This window comes from Gottschalkiaceae bacterium SANA (assembly GCA_036323355.1).
Lineage (GTDB): Bacteria > Bacillota > Clostridia > Tissierellales > GPF-1 > GPF-1.
The window spans coordinates 427,846-449,667 of sequence record AP028876.1 but is presented as its reverse complement, the minus strand read 5'-3'; the positions used below and the strand labels follow the sequence as shown (position 1 = coordinate 449,667).

23 protein-coding genes and 1 tRNA gene are annotated in these 21,822 nt (G+C 41.7%); 6 read left to right on the top strand and 18 right to left on the bottom strand.

All coding sequences use genetic code 11. The features are described from left to right. Positions 1-2: 2 nt before the first annotated feature. From AC25CA_RS02225 to AC25CA_RS02210, 4 genes are all read right to left on the bottom strand, one after another. Complete coding sequence (locus tag AC25CA_RS02225; RefSeq protein WP_486815410.1) at positions 3-1,895, bottom strand: aldehyde ferredoxin oxidoreductase family protein; 1,893 nt, start codon at positions 1,893-1,895, stop codon at positions 3-5. Between the two features lie 171 nt (positions 1,896-2,066). Beyond that, positions 2,067-2,366: an MGMT family protein gene (locus tag AC25CA_RS02220; RefSeq protein ID WP_486815409.1), complete on the bottom strand. Its 300-nt coding sequence runs from the start codon at positions 2,364-2,366 to the stop codon at positions 2,067-2,069. 14 nt (positions 2,367-2,380) lie between these two features. Beyond that, positions 2,381-4,087: a DEAD/DEAH box helicase gene (locus AC25CA_RS02215; RefSeq protein WP_486815408.1), complete on the bottom strand. Its 1,707-nt coding sequence runs from the start codon at positions 4,085-4,087 to the stop codon at positions 2,381-2,383. A gap of 123 nt (positions 4,088-4,210) precedes the next feature. Beyond that, the gene (locus AC25CA_RS02210) at positions 4,211-4,735 is read right to left on the bottom strand and encodes an SOUL family heme-binding protein (protein WP_486815407.1); all 525 of its coding nucleotides are present in this window, start codon (positions 4,733-4,735) and stop codon (positions 4,211-4,213) included. Positions 4,736-4,806: 71 nt separating this feature from the next. Here AC25CA_RS02210 and AC25CA_RS02205 point away from each other — a divergent pair, with 71 nt between their 5' ends. The 3 genes from AC25CA_RS02205 to AC25CA_RS02195 are packed head-to-tail and all read left to right on the top strand — an operon-like array spanning position 4,807 to position 7,540. Next, positions 4,807-5,097 (top strand): hypothetical protein, encoded by a 291-nt coding sequence (locus AC25CA_RS02205; protein WP_486815406.1) that lies wholly within the window; start codon positions 4,807-4,809, stop codon positions 5,095-5,097. A gap of 14 nt (positions 5,098-5,111) precedes the next feature. Next, the gene (locus tag AC25CA_RS02200) at positions 5,112-6,452 is read left to right on the top strand and encodes an MATE family efflux transporter (protein ID WP_486815405.1); all 1,341 of its coding nucleotides are present in this window, start codon (positions 5,112-5,114) and stop codon (positions 6,450-6,452) included. A gap of 59 nt (positions 6,453-6,511) precedes the next feature. After that, on the top strand, positions 6,512-7,540 hold the full coding sequence (locus tag AC25CA_RS02195; RefSeq protein WP_486815404.1) for a 3-deoxy-7-phosphoheptulonate synthase: 1,029 nt from the start codon (positions 6,512-6,514) through the stop codon (positions 7,538-7,540). Between the two features lie 37 nt (positions 7,541-7,577). On the opposite strand, the gene AC25CA_RS02190 is transcribed toward AC25CA_RS02195, so the two are convergent. The 4 genes from AC25CA_RS02190 to AC25CA_RS02175 all read right to left on the bottom strand — a co-directional run bounded on the left by AC25CA_RS02190 (position 7,578) and on the right by AC25CA_RS02175 (position 11,062). Then, a complete protein-coding gene (locus AC25CA_RS02190) occupies positions 7,578-7,997 on the bottom strand; it encodes a cytochrome b5 domain-containing protein (protein WP_486815403.1) in 420 nt (139 codons plus the stop codon). Between the two features lie 9 nt (positions 7,998-8,006). After that, positions 8,007-8,378 (bottom strand): hypothetical protein, encoded by a 372-nt coding sequence (locus tag AC25CA_RS02185; protein ID WP_486815402.1) that lies wholly within the window; start codon positions 8,376-8,378, stop codon positions 8,007-8,009. A 231-nt stretch (positions 8,379-8,609) separates the two neighbouring features. Continuing rightward, the gene (locus AC25CA_RS02180; RefSeq protein WP_486815401.1) at positions 8,610-9,608 is read right to left on the bottom strand and encodes a cytochrome b5 domain-containing protein; all 999 of its coding nucleotides are present in this window, start codon (positions 9,606-9,608) and stop codon (positions 8,610-8,612) included. Between the two features lie 290 nt (positions 9,609-9,898). Continuing rightward, positions 9,899-11,062: a GGDEF domain-containing protein gene (locus AC25CA_RS02175; protein WP_486815400.1), complete on the bottom strand. Its 1,164-nt coding sequence runs from the start codon at positions 11,060-11,062 to the stop codon at positions 9,899-9,901. Positions 11,063-11,244: 182 nt separating this feature from the next. On the opposite strand from AC25CA_RS02175, the gene AC25CA_RS02170 reads away from it, so the two are divergent. Then, complete coding sequence (locus tag AC25CA_RS02170) at positions 11,245-11,730, top strand: prepilin-type N-terminal cleavage/methylation domain-containing protein (RefSeq protein ID WP_486815399.1); 486 nt, start codon at positions 11,245-11,247, stop codon at positions 11,728-11,730. Positions 11,731-11,734: 4 nt separating this feature from the next. Here the strand turns inward: AC25CA_RS02170 and AC25CA_RS02165 are convergent, their stop codons facing one another. The 5 genes from AC25CA_RS02165 to AC25CA_RS02145 form a co-directional block, all read right to left on the bottom strand. Continuing rightward, positions 11,735-12,445 carry a YaaA family protein gene (locus AC25CA_RS02165; RefSeq protein ID WP_486815398.1) on the bottom strand — a complete coding sequence of 237 codons (711 nt, stop codon included), beginning with the start codon at positions 12,443-12,445 and terminating at the stop codon, positions 11,735-11,737. 98 nt (positions 12,446-12,543) lie between these two features. Next, a complete protein-coding gene (locus tag AC25CA_RS02160; protein ID WP_486815397.1) occupies positions 12,544-13,929 on the bottom strand; it encodes an MATE family efflux transporter in 1,386 nt (461 codons plus the stop codon). Position 13,930: 1 nt separating this feature from the next. After that, on the bottom strand, positions 13,931-14,377 hold the full coding sequence (locus AC25CA_RS02155) for a MarR family winged helix-turn-helix transcriptional regulator (protein ID WP_486815396.1): 447 nt from the start codon (positions 14,375-14,377) through the stop codon (positions 13,931-13,933). 89 nt (positions 14,378-14,466) lie between these two features. Continuing rightward, positions 14,467-15,396 carry an aminoglycoside phosphotransferase family protein gene (locus AC25CA_RS02150; protein WP_486815395.1) on the bottom strand — a complete coding sequence of 310 codons (930 nt, stop codon included), beginning with the start codon at positions 15,394-15,396 and terminating at the stop codon, positions 14,467-14,469. After that, the gene (locus tag AC25CA_RS02145; RefSeq protein ID WP_486815394.1) at positions 15,393-16,283 is read right to left on the bottom strand and encodes a DMT family transporter; all 891 of its coding nucleotides are present in this window, start codon (positions 16,281-16,283) and stop codon (positions 15,393-15,395) included. Before AC25CA_RS02145 ends, AC25CA_RS02150 begins: the two co-directional genes overlap by 4 nt. Positions 16,284-16,482: 199 nt before the next feature. Here AC25CA_RS02145 and AC25CA_RS02140 point away from each other — a divergent pair. Beyond that, a tRNA-Pro gene (locus AC25CA_RS02140) sits at positions 16,483-16,559 on the top strand. Between the two features lie 193 nt (positions 16,560-16,752). On the opposite strand, the gene AC25CA_RS02135 is transcribed toward AC25CA_RS02140, so the two are convergent. Next, positions 16,753-17,151: a hypothetical protein gene (locus AC25CA_RS02135; RefSeq protein ID WP_486815393.1), complete on the bottom strand. Its 399-nt coding sequence runs from the start codon at positions 17,149-17,151 to the stop codon at positions 16,753-16,755. 207 nt (positions 17,152-17,358) lie between these two features. Here AC25CA_RS02135 and AC25CA_RS02130 point away from each other — a divergent pair, with 207 nt between their 5' ends. Next, on the top strand, positions 17,359-17,754 hold the full coding sequence (locus AC25CA_RS02130; RefSeq protein WP_486815392.1) for a hypothetical protein: 396 nt from the start codon (positions 17,359-17,361) through the stop codon (positions 17,752-17,754). Between the two features lie 169 nt (positions 17,755-17,923). Here the strand turns inward: AC25CA_RS02130 and AC25CA_RS02125 are convergent, their stop codons facing one another. From AC25CA_RS02125 to AC25CA_RS02110, 4 genes are all read right to left on the bottom strand, one after another. Continuing rightward, positions 17,924-18,817 (bottom strand): DMT family transporter, encoded by an 894-nt coding sequence (locus AC25CA_RS02125; RefSeq protein ID WP_486815391.1) that lies wholly within the window; start codon positions 18,815-18,817, stop codon positions 17,924-17,926. A 95-nt stretch (positions 18,818-18,912) separates the two neighbouring features. After that, positions 18,913-20,067: a M24 family metallopeptidase gene (locus AC25CA_RS02120; RefSeq protein ID WP_486815390.1), complete on the bottom strand. Its 1,155-nt coding sequence runs from the start codon at positions 20,065-20,067 to the stop codon at positions 18,913-18,915. A 1-nt stretch (position 20,068) separates the two neighbouring features. Next, on the bottom strand, positions 20,069-20,212 hold the full coding sequence (locus AC25CA_RS02115) for a hypothetical protein (RefSeq protein WP_486815389.1): 144 nt from the start codon (positions 20,210-20,212) through the stop codon (positions 20,069-20,071). A gap of 33 nt (positions 20,213-20,245) precedes the next feature. Continuing rightward, positions 20,246-21,748 carry a sodium-dependent transporter gene (locus AC25CA_RS02110; protein ID WP_486815388.1) on the bottom strand — a complete coding sequence of 501 codons (1,503 nt, stop codon included), beginning with the start codon at positions 21,746-21,748 and terminating at the stop codon, positions 20,246-20,248. Positions 21,749-21,822 lie beyond the last annotated feature (74 nt).

Genomic DNA, 21,822 nt, shown 5'->3' with positions numbered 1-21,822 from the left:
CCTTATCGCTTTCCCATGAAAACATTCAACTTACTTAAACATTCTATCGCCTCATCTAGCCCCAATTTTTCAAGCTTTTCTTTGGTCGGAATCCCTTCAGACGTCCACTGACGTTCCTGATAATATTCATCCAGCATCATATTCAGTTCCTCTCGGCTGATCCCATGACCTTTGGATCCGCCCGCCTTGATCAACTCTGTTAAAATTCTTTCCGGGAAGGTGTCGTCCACCCTTGTAAATCCTGCGGAAATATTATAGACCCTTGCCAGATTGTTCACGCGCTCACCAACCCGGCCAACATCATCCGATGTAAAATCCAATCCCGAAACACCGCTAACCATATCCGCTGTATTCTGCAGCGCAACATCAGACAAGGCGATATCCAGTATAAAGCCACACATAGTCGGGCAGTCCGTCGTCGCACATCGTACATCCTGATTCCACTTCGTCAGCCATCCTTTCCCTTCCGTAGCAAATCGGTCAACCGCTTTTGGATTTGGATTCGAAAAAACTTCCTGGATTGCAAATCCACGATTATGATCCGCACCCGTGTAGGATGTTGCAAAATTCAAACCATGAGCTTTCGCCCCTCTTGGGTCATACGCCGGAAATTCAAGGCCTTTGACATGCATGGCGAAGAACATGGAGTTCTTGCCGATTTTTTCCGCAGCGTTCTTGGTGCCGTCACACAGCAACACACCCAGCCCTTCACGCCTGTAAGCGATATCCGAAATCAGTTGTATCATTGACTCATGATTCCCAAAACTTAAATCCATTCCTTTGGTATCTTCCAAGGTCAGTAGACCGTTTTCAAATAGCTCCATGGCAAATCCAATTGTTACGCCCACAGACACTGTATCTAGCCCCAGTTTGTCGCATAATTGATCTCCATAAATAATGCTGTCAAGATTCGTCACTCCAGTTTGTCCACCCAAGCTATAGTGTGTTTCATATTCCGGAGCTGAGACCGTTCCGGCATATTGCGTACCTCGAGCCAATTTAAGTTGCGTGCACCCGACCGGACATCCATAGCAACGTTCAGAACCTTGACTTCGCTCTATACTCGCCTCGATTCCAATATCGATCGCGTAGTCTATCTCCCCGGTTGATCTAAAATTTTCAGAAGGGAAGATTCCCAATGCGCTAGTCCCCTCCACCAGTGCTGGTGTACCATACTTAGAAAACCTCGAATAAAGAGCACTTTCTTTCATCGCCAAGAGCATGGATGCTCTCGCAATCTTAAATGCAGCCTCATCAGCAACCGGAACTTCTTGTGTGCCTCTAACGGCAATAGCTTTTAAATTCTTAGACCCCATAACAGCCCCTATTCCTTTTCGGCCAAAAGCCCTCGTTTCATTGATAATCGCTGCCATTTTAGATAAATTTTCTCCGGCAGGTCCAATACAAGCAATTCTTGCATTTTGTTCCTTCAAGTCATTCTTAATGATGCGCGGGGTGTCAAAAGTATTCATTCCCCATATTTTCTTGGCCGATTTTATCTGCACAATATCATCATTAATCCATAAATAAACCGGTTCTTCAGACTTGCCTTCAATAATCAAAACATCATAACCAGCAAACTTTAGTTCCACTGGGAAATAGCCCCCCGAAAGAGACATGCCAACCGCCCCCGTCAAAGGCGATTTGGCCGCGACTGCCATTCTACTCGCACACGGAGCCGATGTGCCGCTTAGGGGTCCTGGAGCAAAAATTAATTTATTCTCATCACCAAGCGGATCCGCTGTCCCTGGCACTTCATCAAACAAGTACTTAATTCCAAAACCAGCCCCGCCAATAAAATTTCTTACCAATTTTTCCGACAATTCTTCTATTGTACTTTTTTTGGTGGAAAGATTCACTCGCAATACCTTCCCCATATAGCCGCCTTTCAACATCTATAATCACTCCTTCAATGTATCCTTTACCCTTATTTATTCAACTATCCTTGTCTTTCAATTCGATTTCTAACAAAAAGACAAAAAATCAAGCCTAAATTAATCTTTCGTCTACTTTAATTGCAACAAAAGAAGGTAACGCATTCGCGCTACCTTCTTTATGCTTTCTTACTATACACCGTAATGGCTTAAATCCACTCGCCCTTTTGAATCCACCTCAATGCCTTCTGCTTCTAAATAAGCCTTCTGCTCTTCAAAACCTTGTCCATGAGGCAGGCGAATCTCGCCCTTTCGGTTCACCACGCGATGCCAAGGTAGTTTTTCTTTGCGGCTCATGGTATGAAGCACCCGAACAACTTGTCGAGCTGCACGAGGATTACCCGCTAGAGCAGCAACCTGCCCATAACTCATCGCCTTCCCGTAGGGAATGCTTCGGATCACCTGCACGACTTCTTCCGTAAAGGATTCCATTTGCCCCTCCTAGTTTACGCGTGTGTTCTCTTTTTTGGCTTTGATCCATCTTTCTTGTTAAATTTCCCATACTCTCGACGCTTGTTATGACTATGACTTCCGCCATCACGATTGCCGCTTGATTTCTTTTCACGAGAAATTTCTACATTAATTCGTGTTCCATTGATTGTCTTCTTGCGAAGGCGCTGAATCACATGCTTGGCATGCTCTTCTGGCACTTCAATAAAAGAGAACTCGTTGTAGACATTGATCTTGCCAATTTCTCTTCCGGTCACATCAGTTTCTTTTGTGATCACGCGAACCAAATCACGAGGATCCACTTTTTCTTTTCGACCAATGTTGATAAATAATTTTACTCGACCGTTTACGCCGCGAACTTTGCGATCAGACTGACGGAAACCACTCATACCAGCATTGTCAATCTCTTCGATTGCGCTGCCTTTTAACATCTTGGTCAACAATGCAGCTGCCATTGTTTCAAAACCCAAGAAGCCTTCTTGTCCTTGCATGGTTTCAAGTGCTTTGCTCATATCTTCATTTTCAGCAATTTCCTTCACTTCCGCCAAAAGTCGATCCATATGAATCTTCTCAATGGTTTCTTTTTTCGGAATAAGCACTTCTTCGATCGTTTTTTTCGTGTATCGCATGATTGACTTCAGGGTATACATCTCTTTTGCAGTTACAAAAGAAATAGCAGTTCCCTTTAATCCAGCACGGCCCGTTCGGCCAATACGATGCACATAATACTCTTCATGGCGAGGAAGTTCGAAGTTGAATACGAGCTCTACAGCTGGAATATCCAAACCACGTGCCGCAACATCTGTTGCAACCAAAACTTGCACTTTGCCTTCTTTGTATCGACGAATGACGTTCATGCGAGCCGATTGATCCATATCCCCATGGATTCGTTCCGCTTGATAGCCTCTGGATGACAACCACTCAACCAGTTCATCAACTTTTCGTTTGGTGTTACAGAACACAATGGTTCTTGTAGCACTATACAATTCGATAAATCGAGTCAAAATTGCTTCACGATCTCGATTTCTTGTCTTCACATACAATTGTTGGATTGTATCCGTCGTAATCTCTTTTGCCTGAATGCGGATCATCGTTGGCTCTCTCAAATAATTCTTGATGATAGACAAGATCGCTTTCGGCATAGTCGCTGAGAATAGCATTCTCTGCGCATCTGCAGGAACCGTTTCTAATACGGTTTCGATGTCCTCTCGGAAACCCATATTCAGCATTTCATCCGCTTCATCAAGGGTAAACATCTTAAGATTATTTAACTTCAAGGTTCTTCGTCGGAGATGGTCCATGACCCGTCCCGGCGTTCCGACAACAATATGCGCTCCACGTCGCATTAGTTGGATTTGGCGGTCAATAGACGCGCCTCCATAAACAGGAACCACATTGATTCCTCGATGGTACTTGCCAATCGTATTCAGTGCTTCCGATACTTGGACTGCCAATTCTCGCGTTGGGCAAAGAATTAACGCCTGTGTATCTTTCACTGATGCATCAATGCGCTCAAAAATGGGAATGCCGAATGCGGCTGTTTTTCCCGTTCCTGTTTGTGCCTGTCCAACTAAGTCAACTCCTTCAATTGCTTTGGGGATCGCTTGCGTTTGGATCGGGGTCATTGTTTCAAAACCCATTTCGATCAACGCACGAGTTGTCTCATTCGCACAGGTTAAATCATGTACTGATAAATTCTCCATTCATACCTACCTATTCTTATTTCATTTCTAATATTAACACGTAATTTTACATTAAATAATGCACTTTGTCCAACTTTATCCACATGTTTTCCAGAAAATTTATAATTTATCCACATGCAAACGCTATCTTTCCCCACTATCCCGTTCTTCTTTCCAATTGATCCCAATCATCACCTCGTTTCTGCGAAGAAATGGCACTTGAAAAGGTGGATCATAAAAGGCAACAACCTCCATGCCCGACTCAACCCATCCTTTTTTTCGAATCCACTCGTGTAGTTCTCTACCCTTTAGACGGATTTTCCGTTCGCTTGCCAGACCCGAAAAACGGATGACTGCAACATATGACCAAGTCATTCGCTCAATGGCAACTCCACTGTCCATCGGAAAAGGTACATTCTCCTCATATTCTTTCGGTACGACAAATGCCATTGTTCTTTTTTCATCTGTTTGTTCCTGAATCACAGGTACCGTCATTGAGATTTTTTCTCGTTTTTCATTCGCACCAGAAATGTATTGAAACAGGGTACGAAATCCATCATTCCGATTTTTCGTATCCACTCGAACAACCTGAAACTTATCATATTGACGCAATTCGAATGAGCCATCCTTGATTTTTACCGCATACACTGGCGTTTCATAAGAAGACATTTTTTCACCTCCCAAACTATTTGTACCCAAAACCATGGTACATGGGTAGATATGATTCAAAGGAGGACGAAATGAAAAAAACAATTATCTTATTTATACTTATTTTACTGACAACCGCTCTACTCACCGGTTGTATTCCTGGCGACGGTCGTATAACCCCCGATGACCCTGCTGGTTTCTTCTGGGGTGTTTGGCACGGATGGATCGCCCCTCTTAGCTTGGTTCTTTCCATCTTTAAAGAGCCCTACCAGATATATGAACCCATCAACAGTGGATTCGGCTACGATTTCGGATTTTATATCGCGATCCTAGGTGGCTTTGGCAGTTTTTCCACGGTACGTAAAAAGAAAAAGAAAGACTAAGGAAGGAGTTTCTTGTGGATCTGGTGCGCGACGATCTTAAAACACTGATTCGAAAAATTGCCTTTCCCGCCAGTATTGGTTGGATCTTCAATACCCTTTTCAATGTTGTAGACACCTATTATGCCGGACACCTAGACACCTTGGCTTTGTCTGGGCTTGCACTCTCCTTCCCGGTTTTCTTTATTATCATTGCAATCGGTTCCGGAATTGGGACTGGAACCACCGCCCTTTTATCAAATGCCTATGGTGCTGACCAGCCAAAAAATGCACAAATTATTATCTGCAACGCCATCGTACTCGCTGGCGTTTTTTCCCTTGTCATCACACTTAGTGGTCTCCTTTGGAGCGGCAGCCTTTTACGTGCTTTCGGTGTAAGAGGCAAATCTTTTGATTTTGGCCTTGCCTATCTCCGAATTCTCTTTGCAGGTTCGAGTTTCTTCATTGTAAACGCAACCTTAAACGCCATGCTAACCGCTAAAGGCAACACCCACCCTTATCGAAATTTCTTAATGATCGGATTCTTTTTAAATTTGATCTTAGATCCACTTTTTATCTTCGGCTGGCTTGGCCTCCCCAAACTGGGAACCGGCGGTATCGCCTTAGCGACAATTCTCATTCAAATCGTCGGCACGATCTATCTCATACGACAGCTTTTCAAACAGGAACTTCACCCCTTTCATGGCTTCTGCATAAAAGCCATCACTTGGAAAACCGAAAGTGCTATTCTCGCTCAAGGAATCCCTGCCAGTTTAAACATGATGACTATTGCAATCGGATTTTTCGTCATCAACCGTTACGTCCTCCTCTATGGCGGAGACTTGGCAATCGCCGCCTACGGAGTCGCAACAAGAATCGAACAAGTAGCACTTTTACCAGCTCTTGGATTAAACATCGCTGCTCTGTCCCTAGTGGGCCAAAACTTTGGGGCAAAAAACGCTGGGCGAATTCGAATGATCTATCGGTTGACCTTGCGCTATTCCATTGCCATTATGACCCTCGGCATGGTTGTCGTTTATCCTCTTGCACCTAAATTGGTTGCCTTATTTAACGACAATCCTGATGTAATCGCCATCGGTAGCCAATTCTTACGAATCGAGGTCATTGCTTTCAACACCTACGTGTTAATGGGAATCAGCAACTCTGTTCTTCAGGGGCTCAAGCGTCCGAAAATGATCTTTTTTATCGGTATTACAAGGCAGTTTATTCTCCCTATGCTCGTCTTTCCGTTTTTGGGTGGCAAACAATTATTAGGTGTAACAGGCGTGTGGTGGGGGATTGTCTCCATTAACTGGACAGCTGCTATTTTCAGCGTATTTTACACCCTTCATATACTAAGGAAGGTTTTGGCTGATTAGGTTGTCAGATACCCATTTTTTTGATATAGTTACAACAATTATCCAATAGGAGGTCTAAAATGGCATTTCAACCGCTTCAAGCAATTCCATCACCAGAAACCATTAAAGAAATGATTCCACTCTCACAAGAACTCGCGGAGCAGAAAGCCTTTCGCGACCAACAAATTCGCGAACTATTTTTAGGCAAATCCGATCGTTTTTTACTGATCATCGGCCCATGTTCAGCCGACCATCCCGATGCAGTTCGGGAATATGTTACACGATTGGCAAGGGTTCAGGATGACGTCAAAGATAAGATCCTCATCGTTCCCCGGGTCTATACCAACAAGCCTCGCACAACCGGCGAAGGCTACAAGGGTATGATGCACTCGCCAAACCCAATCAAAAAACCAGATTTGGTAGAAGGAATCAAAGCAATTCGAAACCTTCAAATACAGATTATGAAAGATTCCGGCTTAAGTGCCGCCGATGAAATGTTATACCCCATGAATCTACCTTATGTAGATGATTTGTTGAGCTATATCGCCGTTGGCGCCCGATCTGTCGAAAATCAAAAGCATCGTTTGGTTGCTAGCGGAATTGATATTCCCGTTGGAATGAAAAATCCAACCAGTGGTGATTTAACCGTCATGCTCAACTCCATAAGAGCTGCACAAATTCCCCACACCTTTATCTTCAACAACATGGAAGTGAAATCCACCGGCAATCCCATTGCCCACGCGATTTTACGGGGTGCAGTCAATCAACATGGACAAAATATCCCCAATTACCACTATGAGGATTTGAATATCTTAATTCACCAATACGCGAAACGTGGACTAGAGAATCCTGCCATCATCATCGATTGCAACCACGCAAATTCCTCTAAGGATTTTATGGAACAGCCCCGAATCGCCCTAGAAGTTTTGGCGAATCGTCGCCATAACCACTCCATCGAGAATGCCGTGAAAGGCTTAATGATTGAAAGCTACCTCGAAGATGGAAACCAAGATCTAAAGAGTGGCATTTTCGGAAAATCCATCACCGACGCTTGCCTGGGCTGGGGTAAAACAGAAACCCTGATCTATCGATTGGCAGACAAATTATAAGCAAAAAACAATCCCGAACAATTTGTTCGGGATTTCTTTATTCTATCAAAGACCCTACCTTGGGAACTTCCTCCAATTTACTCAATCCATGCGGTGACGCCTTTAACATTTCTGTGATGTCAGTCCCCGCCATATTGCCTCCATGTTCGCCGGTCGCCCATTGCGGGTGTTCCGTTACATCATAGATCATTCCATCTACTGCCACATAAGCCAACATGCCATCCATTCCATTGTAGGCTGCCAACTCATCCAAGGACAAAAGCATCATCCCATTCCCGACAACTTGGTCTGCACCCTCCTCGTCTACCATGCCATCTGCAAGTGGCACTTCCTCCTCGTCAATTTGCAACGCGATATCCGGTTCGTCCATCATTACAGGATCAACCGCTCCACGTTCTGATGAACAGCCAACCAAAAGCAAAACTAGTAAAATCATCAAACCAATCAAACGTTTCATATTACTCTCCTATCCAAGGGCTGTGCGATAAAACACATGCAAGCCCAACAAAACCAAAGCCATCAGCGAGACCCAGCGATGCGGATTTTTCAAGCCTTTTCTTTTTTTGAGTAATCCAAGTCCCAAAATGCCTTGCAACAAAACAAAGAAATAGAGAAGGTATCCCGTACGGCGAAAATTCCAGCCCCATGCCAGATAACCGTGTAAAATCCCTGTCATCACTAATACTCCACCAAGAATCGGATGAAGTCGACGAATCGTTTTTGCAAGCAACTTTGATTCTTTCGATTTCTTTGAACGCTTAAACCATATAAAATATGGCCAGCGCAAAGACAAAATCACTAGAATACTTGCATTAAGATACCCTAAAAATTGTATCATAGCATCACCCATTACTTTTTTACCCCAAAAAAGAGACCTCTCACTAAGAGACCTCAGATTCCATACTTCTCACCTTATTTTGTTTCTCTTCATCATACGTCAATTAAGCTTGTCTAAACAATCAAAAATGACTCCTGCCGAGTACAGGAGTCATCTAATTGTTACTTAGTTATATTTAAACCGTCCATTTGAGAGAGCTTTGTTCAAATATTCGGAATGTTTCTATTACATTCAGTCATCGTCATCGTCGTCGTAGTCATCGTCATCGTCGTCGTAGTCATCGTCATCGTCGTCGCAGTCATCGTCATCGTCGTCGTCGTAGTCATCGTCGTAGTCATCTCCAACTTGCCCAGATGATAAGATCCCTACCATAGGTGTCTCGTCAAGTTTGCTCAGTCCATGAGGAGCAGCTTTTAACATCTCTGTGATATCCGTCCCTGCTATACTTCCACCATGTTCTCCCGTGGTCCATTCTGGATGGTCTGTCACATCATAGATCATTCCATTTACTGCCACATAAGCAGCCATTCCATTTTTCCCGTTATATGCAGCTAGCTCTTCCAGAGTCAATGTCGGTTCACTAGCTTGTGTCCCTTCATCAGCCACCATGTCAGCAATCAGTGTTCCAACCTGAGGAATCTCCTCCAATTTACTCAAACCATGGGGTGCAGCTTTCAGCATCTCTGTGATATCTGTTCCAGCTAAATTGCCACCATGTTCGCCCGTGGTCCATTCCGGATGGTCTGTCACATCATAGATCATTCCATCTACTGCCACATAAGCAGCCATTCCATTTTTCCCATTATATGCAGCTAGCTCTTCCAGAGTCAATGTCGGTTCACTAGCTTGTGTCCCTTCATCAGCCACCATAACAGCAATCAGTGTTCCAACCTGTGGAATCTCCTCCAATTTACTCAAGCCATGGGGTGCAGCTTTCAGCACCTCTGTGATATCCGTCCCTGCTATACTCCCACCATGTTCTCCCGTGGTCCATTCTGGATGGTCTGTCACATCATAAATGACTCCATCGACGGCCACATATGCTGGCATCCCGTTCTCACCATTATATGCCGCCAATTCATCGGATGGAATTTCCAAATCTCCCGTCATTTCTATAGGTTCTTGTCCACCTGCAGGCTCAGATGTTTCTGTAGCAGGTATTGTCTCTTCTGCCGGCGTGCAAGCTGCCAAAAGCAGAATAACAATAAGCATACTTAGTAGCCGTTTCATATTTCCTCCTAACTCAGAACTGTACGAAAAAGATATGCAGCCCCAAAAGCACAGCACATCGATCGATACGAAACGATGTACCACCTTAAGCCTCATCTGTTTACGCAATCATTCAATTTCCAAAATCCATCGCAAGGTATTTGCAACATATTATAGATACCCCGAATGAATGAGTTTCCATCTCCATCGCATATAAGCGTGCGTAATTCCAGAAAGAGCCAAAACACCGCCAATGATTGGGTGCCATCATTCTTTCACCCTTAGTATTTTTACCAAAAAAAATAGAGCTCTTATGCGAGCTCCTGATCGGTTCGATTTGCCTTTTTTCTTTTTTCTTCATACATTTGCTGATCCACCTTATCCAAAAACTCAAAAAACGTCATTTCCTCTTCACAAGTATATTCCGAAATCCCAGATGAGAAGCCATATTGTATGGTTACTCCACTTTCTAAGTGACATTTCAACCACGTGTCTTTCCATCTCTCATGGACTCGCTGTGCCTCTTCCGCATTTTGGAATAAAATACAAAATTCATCTCCACCATATCGTACGACTCGATCCTCCAAGCGAAGATCTTCCTTCAGTTGAGAAACGAAATGCATTAAAATCTGGTCCCCAACTACGTGACCATAAGTATCATTGATATGTTTAAAATCATCCAAATCAATAAACAACACTGCGAATGGCCGCTTGTGATGTAACCACTCTGTAATCTTCCGCTGCATAAATCCCCGATTAAAAGCCCCTGTCAATTCATCTTGAATCAGCATGGGGTTAAGCTTGTGCGCACTGGAACGCCGTAAAATCTCACCCTGCATGGGCATCAGTGCCATCATAATGAGCAAGACACCAAAGATTCCACCCACAGCCTCAACATACATCAATAGTAAAGTGAAAATTACATGATAGTAAATAAAAAGCGACGTTGTTGTAGCCGTGTAGCTCTTAAATCCATTATTCCCTGTATACAACGAAATCATCGTTCCCACAAGAAACACGTTTACCGCAATATATAACAAACTCGCCATCATCCAACTAAGCATTCCTGAAAACGATGCCGGGTAAATGCCAAAAAACAACCATCGAATCAATGCCGCAATAAAAATATATTGTGTGAGATTAAAAAGCCATTTGATATCAAAGAAATGTTCCTGCTCATGATAATAATACTTTTGAAAAAGCTTCCCAGAAGATGTAAATAGGATAATCATAATCAAAACAAACCAAAACGGCTGGGTTGCAACCGCCAAAATGGTCAGTGGACCCGACAAAGACATGCTAACTTGATCATCATAGAACATCTGCATAACTTCCATATATACAGCCGAACCCATTAATAGCCATCCCAATGGTTCAACCAGTCCACGACTCTCAACTTTCAATAAAATGTAACCAACCAATAGTACAGTCACAGCCATTAAACTTCCCAAAAAAATTCTATATCCCTGTTTCATTGACCCCTCCGATTTACATTATGATCATTTTATCATAAACCCTAATTTTTATTCCTTAAATAAAACCGAAACTTCTTAAAAGTCATTAAAATTGAAAACATCCACAACTACTCTTCACCCAATTTGATATAATAAATCTAATAAATATCTGAGTGTAGTGTATACAAAAAAGGAGTATCTTTTTGGAAAATATAAAAAAAAGAAATAAAAAGGGATTCACTTTGATCGAACTTATTGTTGTCTTGGCCATCCTTGGTCTCATCCTTGCCATTGCTGTTCCAAATTATATGAGTGTTCAGGCAAAAGCAACGGAAACCGCAGATACCCGTGAAGCAGAACTTCTTGCTGATTTTATGAAGCGCTCTCTTTCCGACGGAAGTCTGATCATCGAAAATAAAAAGCTTTATGGCGTAACGCCTATCTATAACAACGATGATGAAATCACAGGCTTTAAAAAACAACGTTTCAGCGGTACCGGAAGAAGCTTCGACAAGGCTTTCGTACCCCTAGACTACGAAGAAGCACCCGGACCAGAAGATCCAGATGCAGGAAACGATAGAAGTAATAGTGACCTCCAAAGATATATGTTTGAAGTAGTCGACGGCAAAGTGAAAATTTGGGTTGGATCAAATAATAACAAAGTTTATCTTGCTGAGTTTTCCTATTAAGATTTTATCTCTGACAAAATACCCACGTTCGATCTAATGACCTTTCACTATCAAACACATACGAATCCAATGCGAACGCCTGAATTTCTTCGGGCGTTTTTATTTGCATGCGAATCAACCAATCCAACATCTTCCCACGCGCCATTTTGGTCTTCGTCGACTGCGACTTCCACTCTCCTTTTTTATTTCTCTGAAGAAATTGAATCCGAATCCGATCATCCGGCAGCATCTTCCCATATTCATTAGAAGAAAGATCAACAATGACCTCACTTTTCCAATAAGACGCTAATAATATCCCCCAAGATTGATAAAGATTCTCCCCGGGTACCTTCATTTGGAAATCCAATCGATAGGGCTTCACTTTATCCTGGGGACGTAATACCCCATACATGGCTGAAAGAATTCGTAGATTTTCCTTGATATATTGCCACTCATTTTGGGAATATTGTGGCAAACAAAGCTGTTTGTATACCAGTCCCGTATAATAGGTAATTGCAGTCGCTGATTTCTCCCTCACCTGGTCTTGATAAAGTTCATATACCTGGTCGGCCAAGGTGTCTGACAGCTTCATTCGACTCATCATTTCATCTTTAGTCCAACTAGAAATTCGAGCATACAACCGCATAGCTTCTCCCTGAAAAGCGGGTTGCATGGTTTGTAATGGCGCTTGTATTTCCACTTGATGCGTTTTGCTCGGTGATACTGTAATCATCATCCTGCTCATCCCCTTTTCTCTTGCATGCTAGTTCTATTCTATCCAGTTTCCTTCATTTAATGCAATAAAAAAACCTCGATATTCTCGAGGCTTTTCATTTATTCCGCTTCCACGCTTATAGTCTCCCGGCTTTCCGTCCATCCGCTTAACTGACTCTTCATCACAGAACGGAATAAAAAAAGCACCGTACTCAAACCGACGATTTCTGAAGCAACAAAGGAATACCAGACTGCGTCTAATCCAAAATATTTGCCAAAGAAATATGCCGATGGTAACAAGACCACCAATTGACGGATAAAGCTGACGACCATGCTTAAATGTGCCTTACCCATGGCCTGGAACGATGTACTTAATACAATAGAAATCCCCGCCATTGGAAAAATCCAACTGATCGTTCTAAATGCATGCACACCAATTGTCATCATAGCTGGTGAGCTATTAAACATTTTCAATAGACTTGACGGAAAGAACTGAAAAACAAGAGTTCCCAATACCATAATCGTTACCGACGTCATCAAGGCAACCCGAATCGCCTCCATCATGCGAGGACGGTTTTTCGCACCGAAATTGTATCCAATGATCGGCATGGTTCCCTGCCCCAAACCAAAGATCGGCATAAAAATGAACGATTGAAGTTTAAAATACACACCCAATACTGCAACCGCCGAACCGCTAAAGCTCGCAAGAATCAAGTTTAATCCCGTCAACATCACCGAACCCAATGCCTGCATAATCGCTGCTGGCAAACCAACTACGACAATCTGACGAATCATCTTCGAGTCATAGTGAAAACTCTTCATATTTAACTGCAGACTGACCTTTTGACGGAAAATCGCATGAAATACATAGAGCATAGAAAGAATCTGCGCCGCTACCGTTGCAATGGCCGCACCGCGAATGCCCATCGCTGGGATCCCGAACCAGCCAAAGATCAAGATTGGATCAAGAATCATATTTCCAATTGCCCCAATCATCATCGCTTTCATAGGCTTTACCATTTCACCGGTTCCCTGCATAACACTGATGCCGGCTTGAGCAAATATCCGCCCAAAAGCAAAAAGCATAACAATGGTAATATACTGCACCCCATACTCAATCACCAATGGATCATCTGTGAAATTTGCAAAAAATGCTTTTGGTACCATAAACGCCAATATGGCAATAATTACATACAGTATGCCCGCAATAATAAATCCGTGCTCCGCCGCATTAGTCGCACTCTCGACATCCTTTGCTCCAAGCTTTCGAGAAACCAACGAATTGATTCCGATACCCAACCCCACAAAAAAAGCAATGATAATCAATTGAATGGGAAAGGCCAAAGACAATGCAGTTAACGCCTCTTCTCCCAATCGTGATACAAAAATACTGTCTACTATATTATAGAGAGCCTGCACCATCATAGCGATAATTGCTGGCAATGCCATTTGAAACAATAACTTAGGAATGGGCACCGTGCCCATTTTATTTTCTTTTTGATCCATTTTAATCCTCCTGCTGTATCTTTTTTACTGTCAGTTTGGTATGTGCAAATACATCTTTCATTAATTCAGAAAAACGATCCCGTTCTTCCTCGGGCACTTTTTCTAGAATAATTTCTTCCCATTCTTCTAAAATTGCCATCATAATTTCATCAAATGCAATTGCTTTTGACGTCCGAAACAAGCAATACGCACGTCGGTCTTCTTCATTTACTTTTCGAACGATATAGTCATTCTCTATTAAACTCTTTACCACCCTGGCAATCACACTTTTATCAATCGTCAACCCTTCTGCGATCTCTTCTTGGCTTGCACCATCCCTATGTACGAGTATCAACAAAACCCGAAACTCCAAAGGACGCAAATCTACATCCATCAATCGTATCTTCAAAAACTTCTGAAAAGACCGATACACACCAGAGATATACCGTCCATATTGGTAATGTGTCATGACAACCTCCAATTCGTTGCTTTTGCAACTATCCGAATTGTACCATGATTTAGTTGCAAAAACAACTAAAAAAGCGAGGTTACCCTCGCTTATCTTTTCACAAACATTGCATTGGCTTTGATTCGCTCAACCATCTCTATATCTAACGCCGTCATTTCTTCACAGCGATCCAAAAACGACAACATTGTAGCAAGGTCCATCAACCGAGCCAAACGCTCCCAATCCTCAGGCAATCGGTCCTTCGAAACTTCCTTATAGCCCCGATAAAAAGCCTGTTTCGCCGATTCCGTCAAGTCATCCTCGCGGATCAATTGCCCGATATCAAAATATCTTGGCGCCGACAATACAAATTCCCAATCCAATACTCCGCTTATGTGATCATCCGATACCAACAAATTTGCTGGCCGAAAATCTCCGTGGGCTAAAACAAATTCTTCCGTCATCCGCTCCAGATCTGCCCTACTCATATCAATGATTTGTTTAATTTCTCGTTTCCACTCATAGCCCAATTTCTTACCTGGAATTCCATTCAAAAAGTATAAGTACCAATCTAAAATTGGTGGCAATCCAGCCTCAATTTCCAATTTTTCATTCAAAGCACCTTCCTTCTCAAAGGACTTTTGATGAATGATTGCCAAAATTTCACCAAGCTGTTCAAAAAGTGAATCCGTACACGATTCTTGGTACTTCAACATAGATGATAGTAAAACACCCTCTAGATATTCCATCACGATATATGAATTTCCTTGTTCAATCAAGCCAGACTGATAAACCTTTGGAACAGGCAGTCGTCCAACAAGGCGCTGATAAATTGCTATTTCCTTTTGAGAAACGTCTGCGTTCATGGGATAGAGCCGCATAAGAACGCTCCCCTTGCCCGTTTCAATTTTATAATTGGTGGTTCGCCTTCCATTCAAACAAATCTCCATGGAGAGAACTTTCCATTCGACATCTATATTTGAAAGGATTTTTTCCACTTCATCCTCTTCAATTTCAACCCAATTTTCTACCCGATTCATGATCGAGTCTTTCGTTTCAAACCCAATGCTTGACCTTCAGAAAGCAGCATCAAACTGACAAAAATTAGACCAAATCCAAGAAAAGTGCCAACCGATAAGGCTTCGTGTAAGAAAATTGCACCCCACAGCACACCGAAGAAAGGAACCATAAAGGTTACCGATAAGGTTTTTGTTGGTCCAATACGTCGAATCAATGAAAAATAAATTAAATAGGCCAGTGCTGTACAGAACACACCCAAAGCAACAACCGCCAACCAAACCCCAACCGGCACACTCCAGGTTGATGGCGGCTGAATAAAGATCATGGGGAATAACACAATTGCCGCCCCTGCTTGTTGCCCAAACGATAAAACTTCTCCATCAAATCCCATCAGCTTTTTCTTAACATAGACTCCCCCAATTCCATAACAAGCGGAAGCCCCCAATGACATCATGGCTGCCAATACCACCTCATGCGTAAAAGGCAATGGACTCCAGCCCAAAAGCGCAACAACACCACCAACACCAAAGACAAATGCCAAAAAGTGATTCCATTTCAATGGCTCTCCAAGAACCAACCATGCCATAATCGCAGCAAATAAGGGTGTTGTCGCATTGATTACCGATGCCGTTGATGCTGGCAGCGTCAATGTTGCAGCTGAAATCAAGGTAAAGGGAATCGCTGCATTGATCGCCCCAACAATCAACATCTTCCCCCAAGCGCCTTTCAAATTCATTTTCTTCTTTTTTACCAAAAATCCAATCCATAAGACCAAAGCAGCAACCGTTACGCGTACCCATATTGTTACAAATGGTCCCAAATATGGTGTTGAGACACGCATAAATAAAAAAGACGCACCCCACAAGGCAGCTAGCCCTGTCAGCGCGAGTAAATCCCTTGTTTTCATTTCCAACCTCCACATGCTTTTCTCCATTCTAGCAGAAATCAAAGAAATTCAATAGCGAAATTCGGAATTATCATTTTTTACGTATATTTATACAGATCAATTATCTTCTCCACACTATTTTTCTCATTATGAATAGGAGAATTTTCCATAAATACTTGAAAAATTCTCCATAAAGGTTTACCATAAAATTAATATACATCGGGGTGTAGCGCAGTTTGGTAGCGCACTTGACTGGGGGTCAAGGGGCCGCAGGTTCAAGTCCTGTCACTCCGACCAGCACTACTATAAAAGGTCGGGGGCTTGAAGAAATCAGGTCCCTGGCTTTTTTCATGCAGTTAATTCCCAGCTCGAATACCCTTCTACTCTTCTATTCCTAACAACAAGTAAGCAAACAACAATAGAAAGATAAAAGCACTTTTACCAATAAGTTCTCAAAGAGAAAATGATACTAAAATTAATGCCAGCGAAATTAACTTTTCGCCGGCATTTTCTTTTGCGCAATATTAAATAATTCTCCAGCCAGGTTCGTACCGGCTAACGATTTACTTTCTAAATGATATTCCATTGTATCGGCGTGTGCGATGATAGAAATCATTAATCCAAACATCTTCTCTTCTATTTCAGGCTTCGCTTCAATCTCTATCCAGTATTGAGATAATGATTCTATAAATTGCCCAAATTCCTCTTTTTCTTCCTCCTTAAGAATAAACTCGTACAAATCTTCGTCCGTCGCTTGTAAGATCGCATCAGCAAGCATTTTCATTCGTTCCGAAAGTTCTTTTTCCTGAGTAGCTTCTATAACCCCTGATGTTATTGCCGCAATATTATCAATTACTGCAACTTTTAATTGCAATAGTTCATCATTCATTTGTTTTCCTCCAAAATTCATCGTAATACATGCATTCTAACAGAAAAATCACTATTCGTAAATAATGACAAAGCCCTCCCCATTCAATGGGGTCAACGCAAGGAAAATAGTCATGTATAATTTTTCTGTTGATATTCTGTTTGTGTTCTTTGAAAACTTTGTTTTTTCTTATATAATAGAAAATAAACCGATTAAAGGAGTAGCATAATGGACAACATGACTATGGCAATTATTGGTGGAACAACCGTTTTAGTAATTGGTGCAGTAGTTGCATTATATTCTTACAAAAAACGAAACATGACAAAATTATTCGACCAGGCTTATGAATCTTCAAAACAAGTCCCTAAGCAAAAGAAAAATAGTTTCTTGCTACTCATGTTTATGGAAGCCGTTTCGGCATCAAAGAAAAAATCAAAATCAGATATCAATGCAAATAAACTTAACAACCAAAAATATCTTGAACTGCAGTTAATGAAAATGTCTAAGATTCTTAAAGACGGCCCACAAGGTCAAGATAAAAAGACCAAACAATCACTTAGTATACTAAAAAGCTATTTGGAATGGGAAGAGAAAAAGAAGTCCAATGATAGCAAAACAAAATAAAGCGGCATAAAAAATGCTTCCCAAAATCATGGGAAGCATTTTTGTTTATACCTTTCTTATCGCTAAAAAATTATCTTCGACATACTTTTTTACATCTTTTTAAAGATCCTAGCTTGCATGTTCAATTTCTGTCGTTCCGGCGAACACTACTTTATAAATGGTTAAGAACTTAAGCCACGTCTCGTTTATTATTTCCCCTCAAAATTGGCCGATCGGAAAGTAAAATCAAGCCGACTAGAATCAAACCAAATCCCAAGAAATTTCCCACAGATAAACTTTCATGCATAAAAACCACACCCCAAAACATTCCAAAAATAGGCACTAAGAATGTCACGGACAAAGTCTTTATCGGTCCAATTCGGCGAATCATTGAAAAATAGATTACATACGCAATTTCCGTGCAAAAAACACCTAATGCGACAACCGACAACCAAACATTAAGAGGAACATGCCATGTAACTGGTGCTTGAACAAGAAATATGGGAAGCAATACAATCACAGCCCCCAGTTGCTGACCATAAATCAACAGCTCATCGTCACATTCCATTAATTCTTTCTTTACATACACGCCACCAATCCCATAGCAAAAAGACGCGCCCAAAGCCATTAAAGCCCCCATCAGAACCTCAGTTGTTAATTGCACAGGACTCAATCCAAGTAAAGCTGAAACACCCCCAATACCACAAATAAATGCCAAAAAATGATTCCTCCTCAGCGGTTCCTTCAAAAAAATCCATGCCATCATAACGGTAAACAAGGGTGTCGTCGCTGTGATCACCGCAATTGTAGATATAGGCAATATCATATTTGAAGCCGCAGTCAGGACAAATGGAATCGCAGCATTAATCGTCCCTAAAAAAATCATTTTATCCCAGTAACCTTTCAATCTAATTGCTTTCCTTCTTACAGCAAACCCGATCATCATCACAAGTGATGCTATAAATACCCGCATCCAAATCGTTGCAATGGGTCCCAAATGTGGGGTCGATACCCGCATGAATACTAAAGATGCACCCCAGACGGCCGCAAGCACGATAAGGACCAGCATATCCATTACCTTCATTCAAATCTCCCATCTCCATGCTCGCTCTTTATGAAGTGATAAAAAAAGATTGAGCTTAGAATCACCAAGCTCAATCGTCTATCTTCTCTGCTCCTCTATATTGAATAGAACTCTCGGCTTGCCGAAGACAACATCTCACAACCATCTTTAGTAATCACGAAGTTTTCTTCTAAATTGAAAGCACCTAATTCATTAACGATACCCGGTTCCAAATTGATAATCATTCCCTCTTCGAGAATCGTTTCATCATAAATGGTAACTGAAGGCGGCTCTGTACTCATCAAGCCCATACCGTGACCCATGCGTCCGCAATCAAAGTTGGCTTCAAATCCAACCTTCACCATTTCTTCCGCACATGCACGTGCAACATCCGCTACTGCAACCCCTGGCTTCATTACTTTAGAAGCTCTAATCGTCACTTCATGTACTTTTCTTTGAATCTCTCTTCTTTCTTCACTAATTTCACCAACAACTGCCAGTCGACAGAAATCAGACCAATATCCGTTATAACAAGAACCCAAATCCAGTACAATCAAATCTCCATCTTGTAGTTCTCGATCAGTTGCAGTTTTACTAATTCGGTCATAATTCCCTTCGCCAGCAGTGATTAATACAAAACCAGGTTGATCCGCTCCACCTTCAAGCATATACTGCTTCACTAATCGCGAAACTTCATGTTCTGTCATACCAGCTTTTATATTTTTGAAAATCTTATCGTGGGCATAGCTTGTTGCGTCGCAAGCTCTACGAATACATTCGATTTCTTTTGGCGACTTAATCAATCGTTGACTCCAGATCAAATCAGATGCGTCTTCAAATGAAGCTGAAGACAATTCTTCTTTCAATCCTTCATACAGATTAATTTGGAAACCCATAAGTTGCTCATAACCTTTTTCAAAGCCAATCTTGCCACTTCCCATATTTAACTCATGCATAATTTCTGCAACCTGTGATGCATTTGGTCCAAGCAGGCTTTCAAATCCACGAATATCACACGCTTTTGAAATAGCACGGGCATCTGGTGTTTGAAAAATGTGCAAATATAAAACAGGTTTACCTTCTTTTGGTACAAACAAAAACATAGGTCTTGTAAATGTTGTCCAAGGGGCATGTGTATGAAAGTTGCTGTAATAGTTCAAATTGCTTTCTGCCGAGAATACAATTCCCTCAAACCCCTGTTCATTCATTTTCTTTTGACACAAGTCAATTCTTGCTTGAACATCTTCTTCTGTAAATTTAATGTATTCCATCCTACTTAGCTCCTTTATCTGTCGTCATACTTTCTAACTCAGCTTGTTTCTTCTCAATTTTTAACAGGCGTGTCATCATGGCAGTGAATCCACCAAAAAATATGCCTACTAAGATGATCATCGTAATAATCGCATTTGTCGTCATATTATAATCCTCCATTCACCTCGTTTGAGTTGATTAGTCATTATATCCATTATCTTGAATTTCAGGAAATGTTTCACCATCGAAGTATTTATTCTTAATCGAGTTCGCTACGCGATCATTCACCAAAATGCTCACTAGAACCATCAGCCCACCTTGAACAATCGCAGTTCCCAAGCTCAATGCTTTAAATGGATTCCACCATTGTGGATCCCAACTGATAGACTGGAACGACCACCAGAAAAACATAACAACAATAATAGTTGGTGCAATAAACTTGATGGACCACTCCCACCAGGCTCCCATATTCATACCTGTATATGGATTATTGATAAATGTTTTACGCACTTTCTTAACACCAAACTTCATCAATGCGAAACAAGATAAGAAGGCTCCAAATACCATCATCTGACCTACTACCCAGTCTTGGTTCGACAAGAAATTTGCACTCCATGCAGAAGGAACTCCCCAAATTAATAGAATTAAGTAGACACGCAAAATTGCTGTCTTTTTCGGCACACCGGAATCAGCCATTGGCAATGCAACAATCATTACACTCGCAATGACTGAAGAGAAAGCTGCCAAAAACAAACTAAGGAAGAATAGAATACCAACAATATACCCACCAGGCATTTGCTCAAATAGGGTTGTTAATGAAATAAACGTCAGTCCATAGTTTCCTTGAGAACAAGTTGCTGTCGCATCTGCAATACTTGGTGCCATTGCAAAAATTGCTGGAATAACTGCAATGCCTGCCAATAATGCTGCCATTGAGTTACCAAATACTTGAAGGCTTGTTGTCAATGTTGCATCCGATTTTGCTTTTGCAAAAACCGCAAAAGTAATACATAGCCCCCAACCAGGACCCGCTGACCAAACCGCTTGTGTCAATGCTTCCAACCATACTTTAGAGCTTAGAAGCGCTTTTGGTTCAAAGGTAAATAAGAAGTTCATCCCTGCTGATGAACCGGGTAGCATCAAAGCACGAATGGCTGTGATAAACAAACAAATAAACAGAACCGGCAAAAACACTTTTGTTACTTTTTCAATTCCTTTAATTCCTTTATATGTAATGAATGATGCCAAAGAAATTAAAACGACAAAAATAAGTACGGTAACAATACTTTTATTAGAAACCGAATCGAATAATGCGGCTTTATCTACTCCATAATATCCCTTTGTAATTGCAAGGCCCAAATAGTTTCCAACCCATGCAGTCAATACACAATAATATGCTGTTAAAGCATACATCAAGATATTTACCGAAGTTCCCATCCATGTGAACTTCTTGCCAATGAAATCTCTAAATGCCCCTGGTGTACCATGACGCGTTGCACGACCCATAACATGTTCACCTAGCATGATCGGTAAACATACAAGAATTGCCATAATTGCCCAGGCAACGATAAATGTACCACCACCGTTCATTGCTGCTACACGTGGAAACCGCCAAATATTCCCTAGCCCGACGGATCCTGCAATTAGTGTGATAACCAATCCTAATTGCGATTGAAATCCTGAATTTTTCTTTTCCATCATTTCCCTCCTAATAATAATTCCATAACTCTAATAAGAATAATTTCTAGCAAATAAACCCTTCCATGTAATACCGC

What these genes read in the sequence shown, in the direction of transcription:
- AC25CA_RS02175 (WP_486815400.1), bottom strand. Translation starts at nt 11,062, where the DNA reads ATGAAACAGGGATATAGAATTTTTTTGGGAAGTTTAATGGCTGTGACT.
- AC25CA_RS02190 (WP_486815403.1), bottom strand. Translation starts at nt 7,997, where the DNA reads ATGAAACGTTTGATTGGTTTGATGATTTTACTAGTTTTGCTTTTGGTT.
- AC25CA_RS02135 (WP_486815393.1), bottom strand. Translation starts at nt 17,151, where the DNA reads ATGAATGATGAACTATTGCAATTAAAAGTTGCAGTAATTGATAATATT.
- AC25CA_RS02195 (WP_486815404.1), top strand. Translation starts at nt 6,512, where the DNA reads ATGGCATTTCAACCGCTTCAAGCAATTCCATCACCAGAAACCATTAAA.
- AC25CA_RS02180 (WP_486815401.1), bottom strand. Translation starts at nt 9,608, where the DNA reads ATGAAACGGCTACTAAGTATGCTTATTGTTATTCTGCTTTTGGCAGCT.
- AC25CA_RS02155 (WP_486815396.1), bottom strand. Translation starts at nt 14,377, where the DNA reads ATGACACATTACCAATATGGACGGTATATCTCTGGTGTGTATCGGTCT.
- AC25CA_RS02220 (WP_486815409.1), bottom strand. Translation starts at nt 2,366, where the DNA reads ATGGAATCCTTTACGGAAGAAGTCGTGCAGGTGATCCGAAGCATTCCC.
- AC25CA_RS02150 (WP_486815395.1), bottom strand. Translation starts at nt 15,396, where the DNA reads ATGAATCGGGTAGAAAATTGGGTTGAAATTGAAGAGGATGAAGTGGAA.
- AC25CA_RS02225 (WP_486815410.1), bottom strand. Translation starts at nt 1,895, where the DNA reads ATGTTGAAAGGCGGCTATATGGGGAAGGTATTGCGAGTGAATCTTTCC.
- AC25CA_RS02125 (WP_486815391.1), bottom strand. Translation starts at nt 18,817, where the DNA reads ATGAAGGTAATGGATATGCTGGTCCTTATCGTGCTTGCGGCCGTCTGG.
- AC25CA_RS02185 (WP_486815402.1), bottom strand. Translation starts at nt 8,378, where the DNA reads ATGATACAATTTTTAGGGTATCTTAATGCAAGTATTCTAGTGATTTTG.
- AC25CA_RS02205 (WP_486815406.1), top strand. Translation starts at nt 4,807, where the DNA reads ATGAAAAAAACAATTATCTTATTTATACTTATTTTACTGACAACCGCT.
- AC25CA_RS02120 (WP_486815390.1), bottom strand. Translation starts at nt 20,067, where the DNA reads ATGGAATACATTAAATTTACAGAAGAAGATGTTCAAGCAAGAATTGAC.
- AC25CA_RS02165 (WP_486815398.1), bottom strand. Translation starts at nt 12,445, where the DNA reads ATGATGATTACAGTATCACCGAGCAAAACGCATCAAGTGGAAATACAA.
- AC25CA_RS02115 (WP_486815389.1), bottom strand. Translation starts at nt 20,212, where the DNA reads ATGACGACAAATGCGATTATTACGATGATCATCTTAGTAGGCATATTT.
- AC25CA_RS02110 (WP_486815388.1), bottom strand. Translation starts at nt 21,748, where the DNA reads ATGATGGAAAAGAAAAATTCAGGATTTCAATCGCAATTAGGATTGGTT.
- AC25CA_RS02145 (WP_486815394.1), bottom strand. Translation starts at nt 16,283, where the DNA reads ATGAAAACAAGGGATTTACTCGCGCTGACAGGGCTAGCTGCCTTGTGG.
- AC25CA_RS02160 (WP_486815397.1), bottom strand. Translation starts at nt 13,929, where the DNA reads ATGGATCAAAAAGAAAATAAAATGGGCACGGTGCCCATTCCTAAGTTA.
- AC25CA_RS02210 (WP_486815407.1), bottom strand. Translation starts at nt 4,735, where the DNA reads ATGTCTTCTTATGAAACGCCAGTGTATGCGGTAAAAATCAAGGATGGC.
- AC25CA_RS02130 (WP_486815392.1), top strand. Translation starts at nt 17,359, where the DNA reads ATGGACAACATGACTATGGCAATTATTGGTGGAACAACCGTTTTAGTA.
- AC25CA_RS02215 (WP_486815408.1), bottom strand. Translation starts at nt 4,087, where the DNA reads ATGGAGAATTTATCAGTACATGATTTAACCTGTGCGAATGAGACAACT.